This is a genomic window from Blautia sp. AM42-2 (assembly GCF_003480245.1).
Taxonomy (GTDB): Bacteria; Bacillota; Clostridia; order Lachnospirales; family Lachnospiraceae; genus Fusicatenibacter; species Fusicatenibacter saccharivorans.
On sequence record NZ_QUIM01000011.1, the window covers coordinates 1 to 20,641 of the forward strand.

Consider the following 20,641-nt stretch of genomic DNA (forward strand, 5'->3'; position numbering starts at 1 on the left):
CCATAAAAGTATTTTACCATATCCATAATAATATATCAAACATTTGTTCTGTTTTATATAAAAAAATTGCGCGTCTAACTCATCACTAAAGTAACGAGAATGCGACCCGCAGTTTTCAATGATAAACTTTCATTTCGCCGCATAAAAAATACGCGCCGCATTTCTCATCCAAATCATGAGTATGCGGTGCGCAGTTTTTATTTTGCTTTTTTCTTCTCTCTTTTCACAAAAAGACAGACACATACAGCAACAAAAACAGCCGTTGCAGCGATCAGTACCGGCCATACCGGCAGTGGACAGACGCTTGCGCTGATCAGTTTCAGTCCCTGGTAAAGTGTGTATACACCGAAAATTGAAAAGATGACAAACGCCAGTGTATTCAGCAGCCCATCCGGTGTCTTGCTCTTTAAGAGGTAGCCGACCAGCATTCCGAGAATATCCGCTGCGAACAGTCCGAGAGAACATCCGATCCATACAACGAATGCGGATCCCATACCTTCATTTGCACCAAAGGTGATTGCGGTAAGCTGTGTTTTGTCTCCGAGCTCTGCTACGAAGAACGTACAGAAAACGGCGAGCGGTGCGAACCGAATTTTGGATTTGCCGCCTTCTTCCTCTTCCTCGTCATCATCACCGGAAATGGTGGATGCTGCGAAGTAAAGAAATGCGAGTGCTGCAATCGTCTTAATCAACCAGTCCGGAATGAATTCGCTGACGAGGCCGCCTGCGAGAACCGCCATTCCATTCAATACCAGAATCGCGGCTGCGGTTCCCAGGATAATGTCTTTCAGCTTGTACTTCGAAGTAAGCGCAATCAGCATGAGCTGCGTCTTATCACCCATCTCTGCAATAAACTCGGTAAGAAACACCTTTAGAAATAACACCATTTTCTATTCCCCTTATCTTACAATGATATAAATGGCATATACAGCATAAAATGCGACCATACAGAAACCTTCGACTCTTCCGATTTTCTTTTTGGTTCCTGCAAAAATCCATACACATACCGTGAATACGATCAATACACACAAATCAATTATATTTTCCGTAATGATGGCCATCGGGCTGATTGCGGATGCAATGCCAAGTACCATAAGAATGTTGAAGATATTAGAACCGATCGCGTTGCCAAGTGCCATATCAACTTCATTCTTTCTGGCAGCAACGATAGAAGTTACGAGTTCCGGAAGGGAAGTTCCGATGGAAACAATGGTCAATCCGATCAGAGTCTGGCTCATTCCGAGATCGCCTGCGATTCTCGCTGCGGCATCTACGGTCACATCTCCGCCGACTGCAATGGCGACTGCTCCGCCGACGATGAACACGATACTCTTCGGAACGGAAAGCAGTTTGATATCCTCATCGGAACCGCCTTCAATTTCGACTTTTTTTCCTTCCCTGTTTGCCTTTAACGCAATCTGAACCATGTAGACAATATAGCCTGCGAAAAAACCAATTAAGATCACGCCGTCCAGGTGACCGAGCATCATACCGGATTTATCGCCGAGTCCGCTAATCCCCAAAACCATTAAAAGTCCGGCGCAGATCAGGGACAGCGGGATGTCTCTTTTGATGGTTTCCTTTGCAACTTCTACAGTAGTCAGTACGGCACAGACACCGATGACAACCATCAGGTTAAAGATATTGGAACCAATGACATTACTGACGGCAAGCTCGTTGTTGCCGGTAAGTGAAGCTGATACACTGACCGCGGTCTCCGGAAGTGATGTTCCCATGGCAACAATGGTCAGTCCGATGATGATCGACGGAACATGCAGTCTCTTTGCCGCGCTTGAGCTTCCTTCTACGAAAAAGTCCGCACCTTTGATCAGCAGGACAAAACCGATGACGAGACAGACAAGCACAAGAGCAAACGGGGCGTTGTTGATGAAATTTTCCATGTTTTCCTCCTTTGTTTTCCATAATCGTATCATTAGCAGAAGCGGGGGTTCCTACTCATTACCCGCGTAAAAAAAGACCCATGTATATCAATAAACGGCCAGCTTTTTTGCAGGCTGTTCATTGATATACATGAGTCTCATTATTTAAGATTTGCCAGATTATACTCTTTTTTTATAATCAGAATGTTGACAAATCACACATTCGTGCTAACTACTCCCTCATGGAATATTACATTACTTGATAAATACTATCAAATGTCTTCAGGGTTGTCAACAAAATTTGACTTTTTTATCCGAAAGATTTCAGCCCCGCTTACGAATGCATACCAGTCATGGGTGCAGAATACTTTACAAAATATAACAAACCGAATATCCTAAAACGAGAAAAACTTCATTTTCATGATAGTCCATTTTTAAACTGATCTATCTTTTCTATGGTACTCACCTCTCTATTCGTCCTGTGTTTCCATCTCTTCGAGTTCCAGTTCCGTTTCCATCATGCGCTCCAACAGGGATTCCTGTGCCTGATTTTCTTCGTCTATTTTCGTCTGAAGCTCCATCAGCTGTTCGTAATTTGCGGAAAGTTCCGGGTCCATCATTTCCAGTTGAAGTTCTGACATTCTGCTCTCACTCTCCGCAAGCTGCTCCTCGTATTTTTCGAGCTGCCGTTTTAAGCGGGACAGAATTTTTCCCGGGTTATAATATTTCTTTTTGTCAAACACATCATCCAGTGTCGGAACGTCGGCCGGTTTTCGTACAACTCCTCCCGCATTTCCCGTTTCTCTGCCCGGCGTCTGCCGTTTGATTTCTTCGAGATACTGTGCATAATTCATTCCGTAAAATTGTACGTCGCTCTCGCCGAACTCCAGAATGCCGGTTGCCACCTGGTTGATGAAATAACGGTCGTGCGATACGAACAGAACGGTTCCCTCGTAGCTGGTCAGCATTTTTTCCAGCGCTTCTTTTCCCGCCAGATCCATGTGATTCGTCGGCTCGTCCAGGATCAGGAAATTCGGTTTCGTATAGAAAATCCGGCAGAGCTCCAGCCGCACTTTTTCACCGCCGGAGAGCTGCCCCATTTTCTTTTCGACATCCTCACCGGAAAACAGAAAGGCTCCCAGTGCGCTTCGGACATCGTTGCGAAGCAGGTTCGGATAAAGACTCCAGAAATAGTCGAGCACCGTCTGCTCCGGGTCGAATTTCTGGTTGACTGCTTTGTGCTGATCGAAGTAGGCAAAATCCACGCGGTTTCCAAATTGATAACTTCCGCCCAGTGGATTGATTTCGCCCACAACGGTTTTCAGAAGCGTCGATTTTCCTTTTCCGTTTTCTCCGATGATCGCAATCCGTTCTGCTTTTTTGATGACGGCCGAAACCTCGCTCAGAACGGTATCGTATCCTATTTTCAATTTTTTCATCGTGAGCACGTCCGTATAGCTTTCGCGTGCCGGATGGAATAAGGCATGGAACGTCTTCGTGTCAAACCGCCGCGGTTTCTCGATTTTTACCATGTGCTCGATCGCCATTCGTTTCGAACGGGTGGCCGCAACTTTTGTCGGTGTGTTTTTCCATTTCTCAATCCACGCCGTCAGACGCTCAATTTCCTTCTGCTGCGCCTCATAATCTTTTTCCTGCTTGATCTGCGCTTCTTCTTTTAATCTCACAAACGCAGAATAATTTCCCGGATAACGTTTGATGTCGCCGTATTCGATTTCATACGTCACATCAATCACGCGGTCCAGAAACATGCGGTCATGTGATACAATGACAACAGCATTTTCGTAGCTTTTCAGATAATTTTCCAGCCACTCCACTGCAGCGATGTCGAGGTGGTTGGTCGGCTCGTCTAGAAGCAGGATGTCCGGGCGCTGTAAGAGGAGCTGAATCAGGGCAATTTTTGTCTGCTGTCCGCCCGAAAATTCACCGATCGGTTTTTCCAGATCTTCGAGCGCAAAACCAAATTTCTGGAACATCGTTTCCATATCTTTTTTCCAGCTGTACCCGTGCAGACTCTCGATTCTCCGCTCCAGAAAATCGTACTCCGCCAGCAGCTTTTTGTGATCTTCCGTCTCGGCGAGCAGCTTTTCGATTTCCTTTTTTCGTGCCTCGCACGCAAAGACTTCTGAGAAAGCCTTCTCCAGCTCCTCTTTTACCGGCACATCTCCATCGGTAAAATTAATCTGGCGCAGAAAACCGATGTTCTGTTTTCCGCTCATCGTAATTCCGCAGCTCTCGTCACTGTCCAGATTACTCATCTCAATATCCCCGGCAATCAGCCGCAGCAGCGTCGTTTTTCCACAGCCGTTTCTGCCGACAATTGCAATTTTTTCTGTATCGTGAATTTCGAAATTCACACTGTTTAAAATCGTATCCGCGCCAAACTGTACTTTTGCATTTCTGATCTGATATCTCATGTTTTATACCTTTTCTGTTGTTTCAACTCACAGTCGGTATTTTCACGGAGTCTGACATGTCGAAAATAGTTCGACTGTGACTTACCTCATGTCAGTGGAGGATACCGTTTTCTCTCCGCCCGCCACTGCTGTTATGTTTCCTTTAACAATTCATCCCACCGCTTTAGAAGCGGGGGACTTCTTGTCTACTGATGTTAAAATTCTGCTTCCATTATACCGTCTCCGCCCTTCGTTCTCAATGCCAAAAATTTTTCGAATCAAATTTGGTACGCCTGCGGCATAAAAATATCTCTGTTTTACTGATTTGCTCCAGTAAAACAGAGATATTTAACTTCCTATATATTCCGAAAGTCCCTTACGCAAAAATACTACTCATGAGTAGTATATAATATGCTTCTAAAAAGCTGTTACTGTACGGCTGAATAATGAGCCTTTCTGTTTTTAACATAAACTCCATACTTCTTTCTCCCATCGAACTTTCTTTACACTCGTCCCTCATTTATTTTACAATTTCTATTTCAGATTGCAAAACTCATCCGCCGTCAGCTCATAGTCGACAGAAGATTCCATTTCCCCCAGCTGATTTTTCCAGGAATTGTAATGGACTGCGGTTTTGCGGAAGCCGAGTTTTTCGTAGACATGCTGTGCTCTTGTGTTTTTGAGGTTGGTATCAAGAAAAATAACGTTGGCTCCCATGCGGAACAGTTCTTCTATGAGCATGCTCAGTACAACTCTTCCAATGCCTTTTTCCTGGTAATCGGATTCGCAGATTTTGATTCCGATTTCATATCGATGATTTTCGAATACATAGAAACTCATTTCGCCGATTCGCACATCGTTGTATTCTATGATGAGTCTTCGTCTTGTTTCATCGCTGTCGTCGGCAATCTGTTTTTCAATTTCCGCTGCGCTTGTCCCAAGCCCGTTGGGGAAGCCGGCATGGGCCATGACGGTTCCATCGTTCCACCAGACGGCTAATTGTTCACAATCTTTCTTTTCGGCATTTCTAATGCACAGCTGATTGTATTTTATGTTCATTTCTTCTCTCTTTCTCTGCAATCACTTACAGCTTAGACTCATACCATTCCTCCGCCGTTTTCTCAAATCCGACCGACTGGAACATGCGCTGGCTTTGTCCATTAAAAGAATAAATATTGGCTTTTACCTGCTCCATTCCCTTTTCTCTTGCAAGATTCAGCATCTCCAGAACGCACCGTCTTCCGATATGCTGATTCTGGTATTCTTTACAGACAACGACAGCGATTTCACTATTCTCTCTCAGCGAAACATCTCCCACCAGCACGCCCTTATATTCTATATAATAGCAGTCACCGTGCGCGGTAAGATAATCATACATCCGATGCAACAGCTCCACATCATACGGCTCCTCCCGGTTGTCCACCTGCTTACACACGTCCAGATCCTGATACCACGGAAGAGAGGCCTCGTCATTCCTGTAATATGGGATCAGCCGGAGTTCATTGTCTATGATTCGTTTGGTCATTTTGGTTTGGCTCCTTGTTTTTTGATCTTAAAGTGCTGCAATTTCCTCTGCAATTTCACAGACACTCTTATTACTCGTATCAATTTTTACCGTATTAAGTACCTGATACATCTGAATTCGTGCAATGCTTTTGTCCATAATCTCTTCCGTACGAATCTTATTTGCGATGTCGGATAATAACCGCTTCCGCAAATTTGCTTCATCCACGATCAGCGAAATTTTAATCACTCTGCATTCTTCCGTGTCCAGCTTACTGACGATTTCATCAACAATACTCTGCTCATGCATCACCCAGCAGAAAATAACGTTTTCATAAGCGCTGCAGTGCAGAAAGTTATTCAGCAGATAACAGATGTTGTCCATCACCATCGCTTTCGTCTCATCCGTCACCTGAAACGGATCGGCATCCCAGCACCAGTCTCCGTCAAGAAAAACGCTGTTCGTCAGCTCTTTTTTCAGTTGCTGGCTTACTGTCGTTTTGCCAACGCCCATTGTTCCACCGATCAAATATAATGTTTTCATTTTTCTCTCCCCATAACACGAATATCCGAAAAAATATCGTTTTCAAAAAGGATTTCAAATCCATCTGCCGGCTGAAATCTGCCATTCAGGATTTCTTTTCCATGGAAGGATATTTTTCTTACTTTGTTTTCCGCATCTTTCACTTCAATTTCACAGTAAGAAAGCAAATATGCACAGATCGCCGTCGCATGAGAAACCACGAGTGCCGTTTCACCCTCTTCCATCTGGCAGACAATGGAATCTATCGCTGCTTTCATTCGGACCTTCACCTGATTTAATGATTCCCCGCCCAGATTGCGAAAATCGTGATCTTCATACTGTTTCAGCCAGAAATCCTCCCTGGCATCCCCGATCGTTCTTTCATGCAGCTCCTTCACAATGACCAGGTGATCTGCGATGAATTCAGCCGTTTCCATTGCTCTCCGATAAGGTGAAGAAAAGCATCTGTCCACATTTGAAAATATATTTCTTTTTGATACAGCAAGTGCTTTTCCCTTTTCCGATAAAGGAATCCTTTCATTCGGCATATCTCCTTTTTCCGGGATAGAATGCCGCATTAAAAATATCTTTTTCATTTTTATCTCCTTCGACAGAATATTTTATTCGGTTATCATTGACTCGGTTGTAACCGAGTAAAATAATACATCTGCTCGAAAAGTGATTTGATTTATTTCTCTTTCCGAAATGTAATCACAAACGCCCCCTTGATCTGCATGGAGGTCGCCATATAATCGTATGTGACGAGTTCCCATCCTTCTGCGGCTCTTTCGTTGATGCGTTTGTCCAGAATTGCAAGGTCGGCTGCATCGGCTTTGTCTGAGAACCATTTTGTTCCTACGGTTAAAAGTTCCACGAGTTTATCCATCAGCTGCGCTCTCTCATGCACTTCCTGTATTCTGATCTCACTCATCTTCCTTCCACAGCTTTCCTTCCTTATAATGCTTCCTGCAGAGCGCCACATAACTCTCATTCGATCCAAGGAAAATCTGCGCACCTTCCCGCACGATTTTTCCGTTTGCATATCTCGTATTGCACTGTGCACGTTTTCCGCACCAACAGACCGTCGGAACTTCCTCGATGACGTCGGCGATCTCCATCAGCCGCATGGATCCCGGAAACAGACGGGTCCGGAAATCGGCACGCAGGCCGTAGCAGAGCACCGGGATCTCGTAAAAATCTACGATATCCGAAAGCGTATCAACCTCCTCCGGTGAAAGGAACTGCGCTTCGTCGATCAGAACCGCATCCACTTTATTTCCATGATACCGGTATTCCTCGCTGTCTGCGCTCCACGTTTTCGAAATTTCTTCTAAAAATTCATCCACGTACTCCGCCGGTGCTTCCAGCCCGATGCGGGATTTGATCTCATGCTCTCCGTCGCGGTTGTCCGTCCGCGGTTTCAGCAGAACTGCATACTGTCCGCGCTCCTCGTAATTGTAGCGAACCATCAAAATATTAGCAGATTTCGAACTGCCCATCGCGCCATAGCGGAAATATAATTTTGCCATTGTTTTTCGTCCTTTTGTCTTTTCTTATTCTTTCAGTTCTTTCCGTAAAAATGATACTCAATCCGCCCAAGAACCTGATCATTCTCCATAGCAAGAATGGATGTTGTATTCTGATAGAAGGGATCTTTTACTCTTCTTCGCAGCCCTTCCCGATCCACCGCTTCCACATGCATCATCTCAGGCTCTGCCCCCATTTCTTTTCTATAACAGAAAACTACCGACAAACCTGCTTTTATCGATAGTTTCTTCAATTTTTATTATAACCGATCCCACTCTGTTTTCCAATCAAAAAGGCAGAAGAAATGAAACCTTTTATCCCGTTTCCATTTCCTCTGCCTTTCTTACATTTCTTTCCTCTTCTGATTCCTCTTCTTCCGCAGATTCTCTTTCTTCTGCCGGATTTCCCCCGCCTCCTGTTCGCTGCTGATGCGGATGGTTTTCACGACGAAGAGTTTTCCTTCGTCCGAATGTTTCATGCGGGCTTTGCCTTTCAAATATCCGTGCTCCGGGCACCAGGCTACGCAGTAGTAGTTTTTCCCGCCGGCCGAAAACCAACGTAAGCGTTTTCTTGCCGTTTTCCCGCAGATGCAGCAGTGCGTGCTGCAGACCTCGCGGTCGTGCATGGCTTCTTCTTTTGTGTCGAATTCGCGGGAGATGAATTTCGTGTAGCCATTATAGACGGCGTGGATCTCCTCTTTTTTCGATTTCGGGTTCTGATATACATCGATCGAGTCGTACGCCAGCACAACATCCATATCGATGCGTGCAAAAATGTCGGCCGTATATTTTGCATCCGAAAGCGCCTGATGAAAATGCTCGTCCTTCGGGAGATGGAGGAAGTCGGCGGCGTACTCGAGCGCCCGGCGGCTCTTCATCGTTTCGTACTGGATCGCGAACAGTTTCTGTACATCGTAAAAATGAATCGGCCCGCGGATCAGCGACAGGAGGTTATAAAATTTCATGTTCCGCTGGAGCTCCGTCAGGTCTCCCGGTCCCCAGGTGCCGAACATGCACGCACCGCCGGAGAATGCAAAAAATTCCTGCACGGCCTGCGCAAATGGGATTCCGTTCTGCAGATCCTCTTCTGTCAGTCCGACGACCTCGCGCGTCCGGTGATGGAGATGCTGGTAGACCACCGGTTTTACAATCCGGTGAAACGTTCCCACCACATTCCGCTCACCATCCATCTTCACCGCGCCGATCTCAATAATCTCAAACGGCAGCTTCGGGTTCTCTTTTCCTTTTCCATAGGGACACTGGTTCCATTCCAGGTCAAAAATCACATAGTCCATTGTATTGTCAATCCTTCATTCTGTGTCGTCTGTCCCTATTATAAATGATTTTGATATAATGAGCAACTATCTGGCAATTCCATTCTCTGCCCATTCTGGCAATTTTCTTCCTGTGCATTACATTTCCCATTCATTTCATCCTGTTCTCTTTCAAACTTAACGCTTCTTTTATTGAAATCCCAGGGTAAATCCGATATAATATTTTTAACTCCAGCCTTCGTTTTTACTCAAAAAAATCACCTGAAAAAGCCGGAAATATTACAAATTTAGATGAGCATCCGATATGAAAACAAAATTAATGCAAAAACAGATTCGATTTCAGGCGCTTCTGCTGTTTTTTATTACATTTTTTCTTGCCGAGCTCTGCGCCGTTTTTCTATATCAGAATCAGTTAAAGGAAGCAAAGCTGAAAGCTGACTATACCGCACAGACGACCATCGGCCGCGTGAAATCGCAGTTAAACCATTATCTTGCCGAATCCAATCTGATGAAACACATGATTGAAGCCGGTTATACCGTCGATGACGAAGAGTTTTCCGTCCTCTCCTCGCTGATGCAGGACGACCAGAATGTCATCAAAGCACATGAGCTTGCAAAGGACGGCATTGTCACACTGATTTATCCGATGAGCGGAAACGAAGCCGCACTCGGACTTAACATGCTCGAGCATCCTGCCCGGAAACAGGAGGCACGCCTTGCCAAAGAGAGCGGCGAATACACGATTGCAGGACCGTTTGAGCTGCAGCAGGGCGACATCGGAGCACTGCTCTTTGACCCGATTTATACCACCGATGCCAACGGTGACCAGACTTTCTGGGGCTTTTCGATTCTCGTTCTCGACTGGGAATCGTTTCTGAACGAAATTGAACTGGATACACTGGAAGAAGCCGGCTACACCTACGAACTCTGGAAAATTTCTCCGGCCACCGGCGAACACGTTTCCATCGCACACTCCGGCAATTCCCGGCGTTCCGATGCCATGGAAGTTCTCTGCACCGTGCCGAACGACACCTGGCATTTTGAAATTGTACCGAAAAACGGCTGGCTCAGTCCGCTGCAGGTTTTTGTTTCCTTTGCACTCGGGCTCATCCTTTCCCTGCTTACCTCTATTGGTTTTCTGCAGTTCCAGATGCGCCGCTATAAAGACGAGGTTCACGCAGCAGAACTGGAAAAAGCCGTACAGGAAGCGCAGTCTGCCAACGAAGCAAAAACACGTTTTCTGTTCAACATGAGCCACGACATCCGAACCCCGATGAATGCCATCATCGGTTTCTCGGATCTGCTGGAAAAGCACATCGACGAGAAGGACCGCGCGGTCGACTACATTGCAAAAATCAAGTCCTCCAGCAGTTTTCTGCTCTCCCTGATCAACTACGTGCTTGAGATGGCGCGCATTGAGAGCGGTAAGGCCTCGCTGAAAATCGAGCTCGGCAGCTACAGCGAGCTGATCAATTCCCTGAATGCAGTGTTTGAGCCTTCGTTAAAAAGCAAAAATCTTTCCTATCTCTATTACAACACGGTGGAACACGATGCCATCCTCTGCGACCGGACAAAAATACGGGAGATTCTGCTGAATATCATCAGCAACTCCATCAAGTATACGCCGGAGGGCGGAAAAATTTCCGTAAAAATCGAAGAGACACCGGCACCAAGGAAGGGCTTTGCCTCCTACCGCATCACCGTGAAGGACAACGGCATCGGCATGAGCAAAGAGTATCTGCCGCATATTTTTGAAGAATTTACAAGAGAACATTCCTCCACCGAAAGCCACATCACCGGAACCGGCCTCGGCCTTCCGATCGTCAAATCCCTCGTGAATCTGATGGGCGGAACGATCGATGTGGAAAGCGAACTCGGTGTCGGAACAATAACTACGGTCTGCCTCACGTTTGGACTTCCGACCGAAGAACAGCTTGCGGCTCACCAGCATAAAGACGAGATTCTCGAGCAGTCCCTGCAGACGCTTTCCGAAAAACGCGTGCTGCTTGCCGAGGATAATGACCTGAATGCAGAAATTGTACTCACCGTTCTGGAAGAAAACGGCATTCACGCCAAGCACGTAAAAGACGGCGCCCTCTGCTTAAAAGCAGTCCAGAACGCACCAGAAGATTATTACGATGTTATTCTGATGGATATTCAGATGCCGAACATGAACGGCTATCAGGCCGCAGAAGCGATCCGTGCACTCCCGGGAAAACGCGGGGAAATCCCGATTGTCGCCATGACGGCAAACGCGTTTGAAGAGGACCGCCGAAAAGCACTGGAATCCGGCATGAACGCCCATATCGCGAAACCCGTTGACGTTTCGGTTCTTCTCGAAACACTTTCCAGGTTTTCATAACCTTTACAGATCTGGAGTGCATATGAATACAGATAAAATGATGAAAGTAGCGGAGCATTCTTCCGCAGAAAAAACAAACTTCTGGCGCAGGATCTCCCGGACTTGTTAAATTCTGATCGCGCGGTATACCAAAAACAAATAATATACATGAAAAAAGGAGCGTTCCCGTAAAGAGAACAGCTCCTTTTTTCATGCGCCGCAGCGGACGCTTTTATTTCTCGTTTTTCAGCAGCTCCAGGTTTTTGGAGATCAGCTCGCATCTCTGTTTTACGCAGTCCGGGGATCTGTGCGGATCCTGCGGTGTGTTGAACAGATAGTCCTCGAGTTTGTCGATTGTGGTGGTTGCTACATGCATTCTTGTATCGCAGGATGCATAGTAGATGTAAACCTCTCCGTTCTCACGCGCAATCGCGCCGTTTGTAAATACAACGTTGGAAACGTCTCCGACTCTCTCTTTTCCAAGCGGAACCAGGAATACACCGGACGGCTCTGCAATGACTTTGGACGGATCGTTCAGATCGGTACCGAAGACATACAGAACGTAGCGAAGGCCTGCTGCTGTATTTCTTACACCGTGTGCAATGTTGATCCAGCATTTCTTACCGCGGATCGGCACTGCTCCGGCACCGTTTTTGGACTCGGTCAGGGTATGATAAATACGTTTGCTGATGATCTTCTCCTCGTCGATGACAGCGTGTGTGATATCATCGCAGAGTCCGAAGCCGATTCCTCCGCCGCTTCCGGTCTCAATGAAACCATCCATCGGACGGGTGTAGAAGGCATATTTTCCGTCTACGAACTCCGGATGCAGAACAACGTTTCTCTGCTGCGGAGAACGTAAGGTTTTCAAGTTGTCCAGACGCTCCCAGGTCTTCAGGTCTTTCGTTCTTACGATACCAGCCTCAGCAACAGCCGCGGACAGATCCGGATCGTTTTTGTCCTTGCTCTCAGAGCAGAACACTCCGTAAATCCAGCCGTCCTCGTGCTGGGTCAGACGCATGTCATAAACGTTGGTTTCCTCTGCGCAGGTATCCGGCAGCACAACCGGGTAATCCCAGAAATGGAAGCCGTCGATACCAGTATCACTCTCTGCAACAGCAAAGAAAGATTTTCTGTCATTGCCCTCCACGCGGACAACGAGATAATACTTTCCATTCAGATAAATCGCGCCGGAGTTCATCACAGCGTTGATGCCGAGACGCTCCATAAAGTACGGATTCGTCTCCTCATCCAGATCATATCTCCAGTGAACCGGAGCGAACTCTCTTGTCAGCACCGGATACTCATAGCGGTCATAAATACCGTTGTAAAAATCTGCTTTTGTGTTCTTTCTTGCCACAAGGCGGTCTACCTTGGCTTTTTCCACATAATACTGTTTATTCAGCATCTTTTCCTAACCTCCTGATTACGTTCCAGTTCACAGCTTCCCTGTGAACTGAAACATTCGCAGCCCTCATTTAAAGTTTTTGCTTCGCAAAAGGAGGGCTGCTCACACTTGAATCACTTTCTTACGCAGCGAAACAGCAAGTGTTTCACTGCTGTGTTGACAGTCTTCTAATAACTTCCATACACATCCGGCCATTGTGATACGGGCATTTCCACGGTTCTACAATCGGCTCATGGATCGGGCTTCCGTCTGCATTCACGCACCAGAACCACTCAGACCCCTCTCGTTTGTCGATCACATAGTCCTTGATGTAGCCCCAGATGTCTTTTGCCGCATCGAGATACTTTGTTTCCTCTGGTTTTTTCTGCCATGCATTTAAAAATCCAACGACAGCTTCTGCCTGTACCCACCAGACTCTTGTGGTATCATCCACACCGCGCTCGCACTCATTCATCAGCGAATGATTTTTGTATGCCGTATTGTAGATATTTTCCGCAATCTCTCCGGTGATCGGCAGCAGTTTTTCCCGGTAAGCCGGATCGCCGAGCACTTCTGTACCCCGGTCGATCAGCCAGGAAGTCTCGATATCATGGCCATAAGAATACAGATCAATCAGCGTATTCCATGTCCGGTCGAAAAATACTTCCTGACGGCCTTTTTCCTTGTTGTATACTTTATCCGCGAAGAGATCCATCATAAAGCGGAGACGGTCACCGGTAAACGGATCCTTTGTCACGCGGTACAGCTCTGTATATGCTTCGAAAACATGCAGCAGCGTATTCATGGTCTTCTCTGCCATGACGCCGTTCTCCGAGAGCTTTTCATTGCTCTCCGGCTTGAAATCGCGGGTAAATGCCTCGAGATAACCGTACTCGTCGGTGCAGTGTGTCTCGATGATCTGCTGCAGCGATTTTGCCAGCTCCAGCGCCTCGGTGTCGCCTGTCGCATCAAAATACGTAGACAGCGCATAAATTGCAAATGCCTGATTGTACGTATGCTTTGTCGTATCGAGCGGCTTTCCGTCGTAGGTGACAGACCAGAACACGCCACCGTACTCGCGGTCCACACACGCCTGTTTCATAAAGCGGTACGCATGCTCCGCATCGGCGCGCAGCTTCTCGTCCTTTAAGGTCAGGTACGCATTCGAGAAAAACCAGAGAATTCTGCTGTTTAAGATGCAGCCCTTCTCATACGTTTTCTGCACGTTCAGATCAAAGTCCTGATAGCCGTAAAATCCGCCGTATTCCTCATCTCTTAAGCCCTCCCAGAACGGAACGATCCGTCCAGTAAGCTCCTGCTTTACTTCCTTTGCCAAAGACTGCATCTTTTCTTTCCTTCTTTCTTATCTTCTTCCGATTTCGGTGTCAGACTCGCGTACGACACTGTTTTTCTTGATATAATCTACAATCAGATCTACGGTTGTGAATGCCAGTCCTACATACGTATCGGCTGCGCCGTAGTAGATCGCGATCTTTCCGGTCTCTGCATCGTGAATGGTTGCGCACGGGAAGGTTACGTTCGGAACGAAGCCTCTCTCCTCATACCACTCTTCCGGTGTCAGAAGGAAGTTCTGGCAGCGGTATTTTACGATGGACGGATTCTCTTTGTCGAGGATTGCGCCGCCGATGCTGTATACATAGCCATTGCAGGTGCCGCTTACGCCGTGGTAGAACAGCAGCCATCCTTCGTTGGTCTCAATCGGAGCTGCGCCGCCGCCGATCTTTAAGGACTCCCACCACTCCGGGCTCTTGCTCATGACGTGGCGGTGTTTGCCCCAGTACAGCATATCCGGGCTCTCGGACAGGAAGATGTCACCGAACGGTGTGTGGCCGCTGTCGCTTGGACGGGACAGCATCACGAAGTTGCCGTTGATTTTTCTCGGGAAGAGAACGGCATTTCTGTTGAATGGAAGGAATGGATTCTCCACACGTACGAAGGTTTCAAAATCTTTTGTTTTTGCCATTCCGATGGCTGCACCGTAGAAGTCCTGGCACCAGATGATGTAGTAGGTATCTTCTACTTTTACAAGACGCGGGTCATATGCGTAAACCGGCATGAACGGTTTGCCTTCTTCGTCAACGAACTGGATTTTGTTCTCATCGAAATTCCAGTGGATCGCATCTTTGCTTCTTCCAAGGTAGATGTACGGGATTCCGTTTGTCTGCTCACCACGGAATACTCCGATGAACTCGTCGCCGTACGGCATAACGGCGCTGTTGAAGATTCTTGCTACTTCCTTCACCGGATTTCTTCCGATAATCGGATTCTCGCCGTATCTCCATACCGGTGCACCGGAAAACTCAGCCGGGCCTTCCTGCCATGGCATATTTTTGACAGCATCTCCAATAATTTTAACTTCGCTCATTTTTTGAAACCTCCATGAAAAATATTGTTTATGAGTTGTACTTTGTTTTTTAAGTTTCTGTTAGTGGACAGAATCTTGTTTTTTAATTCTTTTTTCTCCGAACCGCCGTGTTTTATCACCCTCACGCCCAGTCCTTTAGCTTAATTTTAACATAGATGGTTAATTTTTCAACTGGAAATTGCTTAAAAAATAAGTTCCGTTAGATACTGTCAATTTTTAAGTGACTTTGTTGTGTAATATGTACAAAAACGGGGCATTTCAAAATGCCCCGTTTCTTAATTTATAATTCAGTTATAAAAATCAAAGCTTTACGCTCTCTTTCGGCACCAGCTGTCCGGAGACAATTTCCATATTTTTGCCGGATGCCGCGCCGCGGATCTGCTTCAGCGCTTTTTCGAGCGCTACTTTTACCATCGCCTTCGTATTGATCTCATACGAAGTGATCTTGAGATCCGGGAAACCCGGATACAGGTAATTGTCGAAGCCGACAACGGAAACGTCCTCCGGCACGGAGATGCCGCGTTTTTCCAGCTCGAGCATCAGAAGGCCGGCGGTCAGGTCGCAGTTGCAGACGAACGCTTCCGGCATCTGTTCCGGGAGATGAATTTCGATCTGGCCCCGCTCATCACGGTCCTCCAGAATCCATTCCGCCGGTGTCACATCGCGGTGTTCCAGAACAGCCTTGGAAAAACCGCAGTACCGATCCATGATACTGCTGGAAAAATGAATCGAACCGACAAAAGCCAGCTTGGTAAGGCCATGCTCATACAGGTATTCCGTCATCAGATACATTCCGTGAAAGTTATCTGCGATCACGGCATCTTTTGCCAGCTCATTGTCGTAGAAATCCAGAAATACGATCGGAAGATCCACGTTTTTCTTCAGATAGTGGATGTAATCGCGGCTCGTGTCTCCCATCAGGATCAGCGCATCGACGGTCTGCTCCTTGGCGATGCACGGCACGATCATCTCATCTTCCATCTCCTGTTTCAGGATCTCCACGGTCACCATACAGCTCTTTTCCGTCGCCGCCAGTGCCATCTCCTGATACATTTTCCAGTAAAATGTCGTATACTCTGCCAGATACCGTTCCGGAATCACCACTCCGATGCAGCGCAGGCTTTTTCCCTGTGTATTTCTCGCTCCGCTTCCCGGCTGGCGGTACCCCATTTCCTTTGCAATTTCCAGAATCCGGGCGCGCATCTCATCGCTGACCCCTTTCTGTCCTGTAATCGCGTTATGCACGGTGACGGCGCTGACGCCCGCCACCTTTGCAATATCTGCCAATCTTACTTTTGCCATATATGTTACTCCTTAGTCCACTGCGATAAAGTGATACAGTCTGCTGACGAAATCGCCCCAGAAATCTTTCATGCGGAATCCGGCATTCATCAGCATCTCGCCGCTGTAAACCTCGTCGGTTCCTTCCAGACGGTATTTTTTCGCCGGATCGAAGCCGCGCAGGCGTACCTTGCGGGACGGCATATTTACCTGTGCCAGCACCTGTACGTAAGTTACAAGCACTTCGTTTTTATCCTCAGAAGCTACTGCCCAGCAGTCGGATCTGTGGTTTTCACGGTAGGAAAGAATACGATAATACTCTCCATCGCGGATCAGTTCATGATATTTGTGATACATCGCGGTCTGCTCCGGAATCAGTTTTCTCTCCTCCTCCGGCAGCTTTGTGATATCGAGCTCATAGCCAAATGTTCCAGCCAGTGCCACATGGCCTCTCGTTGTGAATGGAGTCACACGGCCGACGGTGTGGTTCGGGCATACGCTGACGTGTGCACCCATTGCGCAGAGCGGGTAAATGAGGGCGGTTCCCTCCTGGATTTCCAGACGCTCGATCGCATCGGTGTCATCGGAGCACCAGATCTGCGGGCTGTAGTAGAGCATTCCCGGGTCAAAACGCGCACCGCCGCCGGAGCAGTTCTCCAGAAGCAGATCCGGGAACTCCTGCACCAGACGCTCCTGCATCGCGTACATGCCGAGCACGTAGCGGTGGAACAGCTCCTGCTGGGAATCCTTATCGAGATAGGTGCTGCCGAGATCGCTTAACTGGCGGTTCATATCCCATTTTACGTATTTGATGTTTGCGCTGCGCAGGATTTTTGCCACGCTCTCATATGCGTAATCCTGCACTTCCGGGCGGGAGAGATCCAGCACGTACTGGCAGCGGCTCTCGGTCGCTTCTCTTCCCGGAATCTGGATGGCCCATTCCGGGTGCTCTTTGTAGAGGTTGGAATCCGGTGAGATCATCTCCGGCTCAAACCAGATACCGAACTCCAGACCGATTTCATTGACTTTGTCGACCAGGTTCTTCAGGCCGCCTTTGATCTTCTCTTCGTTGACAACCCAGTCACCGAGGGAAGAATCGTCTTTATTTCGTTTTCCGAACCATCCGTCATCCATAACCAGCATCTCGATGCCGTCTTTTTTCGCTTCTCTTGCGATATCGAGAAGTTTGTCGGTATCGAAATCAAAGTACGTTGCCTCCCAGTTGTTGATCAGAATCGGGCGTTTTTTGTGGTTGTACGGGCTGCGGATCATGTGTCTGCGGTAAAATGCATGATAGGAACGCGTCATTTCGCCAAGTCCCTCTGCGGAGTAAACCATAACGACTTCCGGTGCCTGGAACTCATCGCCGGCTTTTAAGTTCCAGCAGAACTCGTCCTGATTGATACCCATGACCATGCGGACGGTGTCGAACTGGCATCTCTCGACCTGGCCGATGAAGTTACCAGAGTATACGAAATGCATCGCATAAACCTCGCCGCGCTCCTGATCGGTTCCCGGTGTTACCATTGCCACGAACGGGTGCTCCTGATGGCTGGATTCACCTTTTCCGGAGGAAACGAGCTGTTTTCCGTAGCGGAGTGCTCCCTGCTGGATATGGCGTTCTCTTGCCCAGGATCCGTGAAGGGAGATCATCTCGAAGTCTTCGTTGTCCATGTCGAGGCAGGCACTGTAGATTTTCTCTACTTTCAGTGTTTCGCTGCCCTCATTCTTCACACAGACGCTTCTGGTGATAACGTTTTCTTTTTCAAAAACAGAGTAGGAAAGAACAACAACGAGTCCAAGGATCGGATCTTTGCAGGTGATTTCCAGTGTCTCAACTTCCTCTTCGGTTCCGAAAGAAGCCGGAAGACCTTCCATTTTGCGTTTGCCTTTGAAGATCTCATAGGAATCAAAATGGATTTCGCATCCCATGCGTCCCTGTACATTTCTCACGTTCAGGCAGCTCTCCCGGTAATCACCGATTCCGCCGGTCGGATACTCCATCGGGAAACGGTCGAGGAAAGAAGATTTTTCTCTCTTGTTGACGGACGGGGTGAACGGCGGCTCGTCCATACGGAGCGGGTACAGATCCGGCTCTCCGTGCAGAAGCGGTCCGTAGTAAACGTGTCCGACGTAGCCTTCCGGACTCAGACCGATCACATACGTCGTTTTCTCTGTATTTAACTGAAAAAGCTTTTTGTCATCATAATATAAAATCGCCATTTTCTTCTCCTTGTCTGAAGGCAGCCGCCATCCGCCGCGCCGATTTTCTGCCAAAAAAGCCCCCGCCCGCCGGGCTGAGGCCTTTTTTTGTTTCTATATCACACAGCGTTTAAGCAGTTACCATTGCATTTTTTAATTTTTCCAGTTTCTTGGCTGCATCTTCGAGGGATGTGCCTTTTACGCCGAAATAAAATTTGATCTTCGGCTCGGTACCGGATGGGCGTACGCAGCACCATGCGTTATTTTCCAGCTCATAGTAAAGAACGTTGGAGGACGGAAGTCCGGTTGCGCTCTTCTCGCCGCTTACGAGATCCACTCGTACGTCTGCTTTGTAATCGCGTACGACAAGAACTTTGAAGCCGCCCAGCTCTTTCGGCGGGTTCTCGCGGAAGTTGGTCATCATGGTCTGGATCTCTTTTGCACCGTCGATACCTTTTAAGGTCATCGTTGCAAGACCCTCTTTGTAGTAGCCGTACTCTTCGTACATATCCACCATGGCATCCCACAGTGTCTTGCCCTGCTGTTTGTAGTATGCAGCAACCTCGCACAGCATCATAACTGCCACGCAGGCATCTTTGTCTCTTGCATATGTTCCAGCCAGGCAGCCGTAGCTCTCCTCCAGGCCGAAGACATAGTTGTGTGCACCGCTCTGCTCAAAGAACTTGATCTGCTCGCCGATGTATTTGAATCCGGTCAGAACTTCGATCAGTGCCACGTTGTAGGCTTTTGCGATTGCTTTTGCCATATCTGTGGTAACGATCGTCTCAACGAGAGCCGGGTTCTCCGGCATGGTTCCGTTCTTGGTGCGCTCGCGCAGGATGTACTCTGCGATCAGCATACCGGACATATTTCCGGTGAAGCTTACGTACTCGCCGGTCTTGCTGTCTTTTGCATAAACGCCGAGACGATCTGCGTCAGGGTCGGTTGCAAGGATGATGTCAGCGTCTACTTCTTTTGCCAGTTTCAGCGCCAGTGTCCATGCTTTCTCGTCTTCCGGGTTCGGGTAAGCCACCGTCGGGAAGTTTCCATCCGGCACTTTCTGCTCTTTTACAACGTAAACCTGATTAAAGCCAAGCTCGCGCAGAACGCGGCGTACCGGCACATTTCCAGTTCCGTGAAGCGGTGTGTAGACGATCTTCATATCTTTTGCCGCATCTTTGATGATTTCCGGATGAATGCTCTGCTCTTTTAATTTTGCGACGTAACGGTCATCAAAATCGGTTCCGATGACCTGGAACAGGCCTTCTGCTCTTGCATCATCTTCTTCCATCGTTTTAACGGCAGAAAACTCGGTTACTTTTGCTACCTCTGCGAGGATGTTTTTGTCGTGCGGCGGTGTAATCTGTGCGCCGTCCTCCCAGTATACTTTGTATCCATTGTACTCTCTCGGGTTGTGGCTTGCGGTAATGACGATACCGGAAATGCAGCCGAATTCACGGACAGCAAAAGAAAGCTCCGGTGTCGGACGCAGGGACTCGAACAGATACGTTTTGATTCCGTTTGCATTCAGGCAGAGTGCTGCTTCGCGTGCGAATTCCGGAGACATTCTTCTGGAATCGTGTGCGATGGCTACGCCTTTTTCCTGTCCGTTCTGGGAAATGATGTAGTTGGCAAGGCCCTGGGTTGCCTGGCGTACGGTGTAGATGTTCATGCGGTTGGTACCCGCTCCGATGACACCGCGGAGTCCGCCGGTACCGAACTCAAGCTGACGGTAGAAACGGTCTTCGATTTCTGCCTCATTTCCTTCGAGTGCTTTCAGCTCTTCTCTGGATGCCTCATCAAAATATGGATCATTGCACCATTTTTCATATACTTCTCTGTAACTCATGTTTGTTATCCTCCCTGTCTGTTTTACTTTATTTAACTTAAGACAGCAGACTTTTTTCTGGATTTAAGCTCGTTT

At 47.7% G+C, this 20,641-nt stretch carries 18 protein-coding genes; 1 reads left to right on the forward strand and 17 read right to left on the reverse strand.

What is annotated here, in order from left to right; all coding sequences use genetic code 11:
* Nucleotides 1–197 precede the first annotated feature (197 nt).
* The 11 genes from DW915_RS11830 to DW915_RS11875 form a co-directional block, all read right to left on the reverse strand.
* Nucleotides 198–887 carry a TMEM165/GDT1 family protein gene (locus DW915_RS11830; protein ID WP_118742181.1) on the reverse strand — a complete coding sequence of 230 codons (690 nt, stop codon included), beginning with the start codon at nucleotides 885–887 and terminating at the stop codon, nucleotides 198–200.
* Nucleotides 888–899: 12 nt separating this feature from the next.
* Nucleotides 900–1,901 carry a calcium/sodium antiporter gene (locus DW915_RS11835; RefSeq protein ID WP_118742182.1) on the reverse strand — a complete coding sequence of 334 codons (1,002 nt, stop codon included), beginning with the start codon at nucleotides 1,899–1,901 and terminating at the stop codon, nucleotides 900–902.
* Nucleotides 1,902–2,350: 449 nt separating this feature from the next.
* Complete coding sequence (locus DW915_RS11840) at nucleotides 2,351–4,315, reverse strand: ABC-F family ATP-binding cassette domain-containing protein (protein WP_118742183.1); 1,965 nt, start codon at nucleotides 4,313–4,315, stop codon at nucleotides 2,351–2,353.
* Between the two features lie 513 nt (nucleotides 4,316–4,828).
* Nucleotides 4,829–5,353 (reverse strand): GNAT family N-acetyltransferase, encoded by a 525-nt coding sequence (locus DW915_RS11845; RefSeq protein ID WP_055225836.1) that lies wholly within the window; start codon nucleotides 5,351–5,353, stop codon nucleotides 4,829–4,831.
* Between the two features lie 25 nt (nucleotides 5,354–5,378).
* Nucleotides 5,379–5,819: a GNAT family N-acetyltransferase gene (locus tag DW915_RS11850; RefSeq protein ID WP_118742184.1), complete on the reverse strand. Its 441-nt coding sequence runs from the start codon at nucleotides 5,817–5,819 to the stop codon at nucleotides 5,379–5,381.
* A gap of 27 nt (nucleotides 5,820–5,846) precedes the next feature.
* A complete protein-coding gene (locus tag DW915_RS11855) occupies nucleotides 5,847–6,341 on the reverse strand; it encodes an AAA family ATPase (protein WP_118742185.1) in 495 nt (164 codons plus the stop codon).
* Nucleotides 6,338–6,916, reverse strand: coding sequence for a histidine phosphatase family protein (locus DW915_RS11860; RefSeq protein ID WP_118742186.1), 579 nt, complete (start codon nucleotides 6,914–6,916; stop codon nucleotides 6,338–6,340). Before DW915_RS11860 ends, DW915_RS11855 begins: the two co-directional genes overlap by 4 nt.
* Nucleotides 6,917–7,008: 92 nt before the next feature.
* Complete coding sequence (locus DW915_RS11865) at nucleotides 7,009–7,251, reverse strand: DUF4177 domain-containing protein (RefSeq protein WP_243033832.1); 243 nt, start codon at nucleotides 7,249–7,251, stop codon at nucleotides 7,009–7,011.
* Nucleotides 7,244–7,849, reverse strand: a complete 606-nt coding sequence (locus DW915_RS11870; protein ID WP_118742187.1) for a thymidine kinase — start codon at nucleotides 7,847–7,849, stop codon at nucleotides 7,244–7,246. Before DW915_RS11870 ends, DW915_RS11865 begins: the two co-directional genes overlap by 8 nt.
* Before the next feature lie 32 nt (nucleotides 7,850–7,881).
* Nucleotides 7,882–8,025, reverse strand: a complete 144-nt coding sequence (locus DW915_RS15780; RefSeq protein ID WP_022462767.1) for a hypothetical protein — start codon at nucleotides 8,023–8,025, stop codon at nucleotides 7,882–7,884.
* A gap of 165 nt (nucleotides 8,026–8,190) precedes the next feature.
* Nucleotides 8,191–9,141, reverse strand: a complete 951-nt coding sequence (locus tag DW915_RS11875) for a 3'-5' exonuclease (RefSeq protein ID WP_055225843.1) — start codon at nucleotides 9,139–9,141, stop codon at nucleotides 8,191–8,193.
* Nucleotides 9,142–9,424: 283 nt separating this feature from the next.
* Between DW915_RS11875 and DW915_RS11880 the strand changes: the two genes are divergently transcribed.
* Nucleotides 9,425–11,482, forward strand: a complete 2,058-nt coding sequence (locus DW915_RS11880) for an ATP-binding protein (RefSeq protein ID WP_118742188.1) — start codon at nucleotides 9,425–9,427, stop codon at nucleotides 11,480–11,482.
* A gap of 211 nt (nucleotides 11,483–11,693) precedes the next feature.
* Here the strand turns inward: DW915_RS11880 and DW915_RS11885 are convergent, their stop codons facing one another.
* From DW915_RS11885 to DW915_RS11910, 6 genes are all read right to left on the reverse strand, one after another.
* Nucleotides 11,694–12,869: a glycoside hydrolase family 130 protein gene (locus DW915_RS11885; RefSeq protein WP_022461807.1), complete on the reverse strand. Its 1,176-nt coding sequence runs from the start codon at nucleotides 12,867–12,869 to the stop codon at nucleotides 11,694–11,696.
* Between the two features lie 145 nt (nucleotides 12,870–13,014).
* Entirely contained in the window at nucleotides 13,015–14,193 is a 1,179-nt protein-coding gene (locus DW915_RS11890) for an AGE family epimerase/isomerase (protein WP_118742189.1), read from the reverse strand.
* 18 nt (nucleotides 14,194–14,211) lie between these two features.
* Entirely contained in the window at nucleotides 14,212–15,234 is a 1,023-nt protein-coding gene (locus DW915_RS11895; protein WP_022461809.1) for a glycoside hydrolase family 130 protein, read from the reverse strand.
* Nucleotides 15,235–15,534: 300 nt separating this feature from the next.
* Nucleotides 15,535–16,536, reverse strand: coding sequence for a substrate-binding domain-containing protein (locus DW915_RS11900; protein ID WP_055266843.1), 1,002 nt, complete (start codon nucleotides 16,534–16,536; stop codon nucleotides 15,535–15,537).
* 12 nt (nucleotides 16,537–16,548) lie between these two features.
* On the reverse strand, nucleotides 16,549–18,738 hold the full coding sequence (locus DW915_RS11905) for an alpha-galactosidase (protein WP_118742190.1): 2,190 nt from the start codon (nucleotides 18,736–18,738) through the stop codon (nucleotides 16,549–16,551).
* Between the two features lie 109 nt (nucleotides 18,739–18,847).
* On the reverse strand, nucleotides 18,848–20,566 hold the full coding sequence (locus DW915_RS11910) for a phospho-sugar mutase (protein WP_118742191.1): 1,719 nt from the start codon (nucleotides 20,564–20,566) through the stop codon (nucleotides 18,848–18,850).
* Nucleotides 20,567–20,641 lie beyond the last annotated feature (75 nt).

Bases quoted from the DNA above. Each gene is read 5' to 3' on its own strand.
- DW915_RS11830 (WP_118742181.1), bottom strand. From the start codon at position 887: ATGGTGTTATTTCTAAAGGTGTTTCTTACCGAGTTTATTGCAGAGATG.
- DW915_RS11835 (WP_118742182.1), bottom strand. From the start codon at position 1,901: ATGGAAAATTTCATCAACAACGCCCCGTTTGCTCTTGTGCTTGTCTGT.
- DW915_RS11840 (WP_118742183.1), bottom strand. From the start codon at position 4,315: ATGAGATATCAGATCAGAAATGCAAAAGTACAGTTTGGCGCGGATACG.
- DW915_RS11845 (WP_055225836.1), bottom strand. From the start codon at position 5,353: ATGAACATAAAATACAATCAGCTGTGCATTAGAAATGCCGAAAAGAAA.
- DW915_RS11850 (WP_118742184.1), bottom strand. From the start codon at position 5,819: ATGACCAAACGAATCATAGACAATGAACTCCGGCTGATCCCATATTAC.
- DW915_RS11855 (WP_118742185.1), bottom strand. From the start codon at position 6,341: ATGAAAACATTATATTTGATCGGTGGAACAATGGGCGTTGGCAAAACG.
- DW915_RS11860 (WP_118742186.1), bottom strand. From the start codon at position 6,916: ATGAAAAAGATATTTTTAATGCGGCATTCTATCCCGGAAAAAGGAGAT.
- DW915_RS11865 (WP_243033832.1), bottom strand. From the start codon at position 7,251: ATGAGTGAGATCAGAATACAGGAAGTGCATGAGAGAGCGCAGCTGATG.
- DW915_RS11870 (WP_118742187.1), bottom strand. From the start codon at position 7,849: ATGGCAAAATTATATTTCCGCTATGGCGCGATGGGCAGTTCGAAATCT.
- DW915_RS15780 (WP_022462767.1), bottom strand. From the start codon at position 8,025: ATGATGCATGTGGAAGCGGTGGATCGGGAAGGGCTGCGAAGAAGAGTA.
- DW915_RS11875 (WP_055225843.1), bottom strand. From the start codon at position 9,141: ATGGACTATGTGATTTTTGACCTGGAATGGAACCAGTGTCCCTATGGA.
- DW915_RS11880 (WP_118742188.1), top strand. From the start codon at position 9,425: ATGAAAACAAAATTAATGCAAAAACAGATTCGATTTCAGGCGCTTCTG.
- DW915_RS11885 (WP_022461807.1), bottom strand. From the start codon at position 12,869: ATGCTGAATAAACAGTATTATGTGGAAAAAGCCAAGGTAGACCGCCTT.
- DW915_RS11890 (WP_118742189.1), bottom strand. From the start codon at position 14,193: ATGCAGTCTTTGGCAAAGGAAGTAAAGCAGGAGCTTACTGGACGGATC.
- DW915_RS11895 (WP_022461809.1), bottom strand. From the start codon at position 15,234: ATGAGCGAAGTTAAAATTATTGGAGATGCTGTCAAAAATATGCCATGG.
- DW915_RS11900 (WP_055266843.1), bottom strand. From the start codon at position 16,536: ATGGCAAAAGTAAGATTGGCAGATATTGCAAAGGTGGCGGGCGTCAGC.
- DW915_RS11905 (WP_118742190.1), bottom strand. From the start codon at position 18,738: ATGGCGATTTTATATTATGATGACAAAAAGCTTTTTCAGTTAAATACA.
- DW915_RS11910 (WP_118742191.1), bottom strand. From the start codon at position 20,566: ATGAGTTACAGAGAAGTATATGAAAAATGGTGCAATGATCCATATTTT.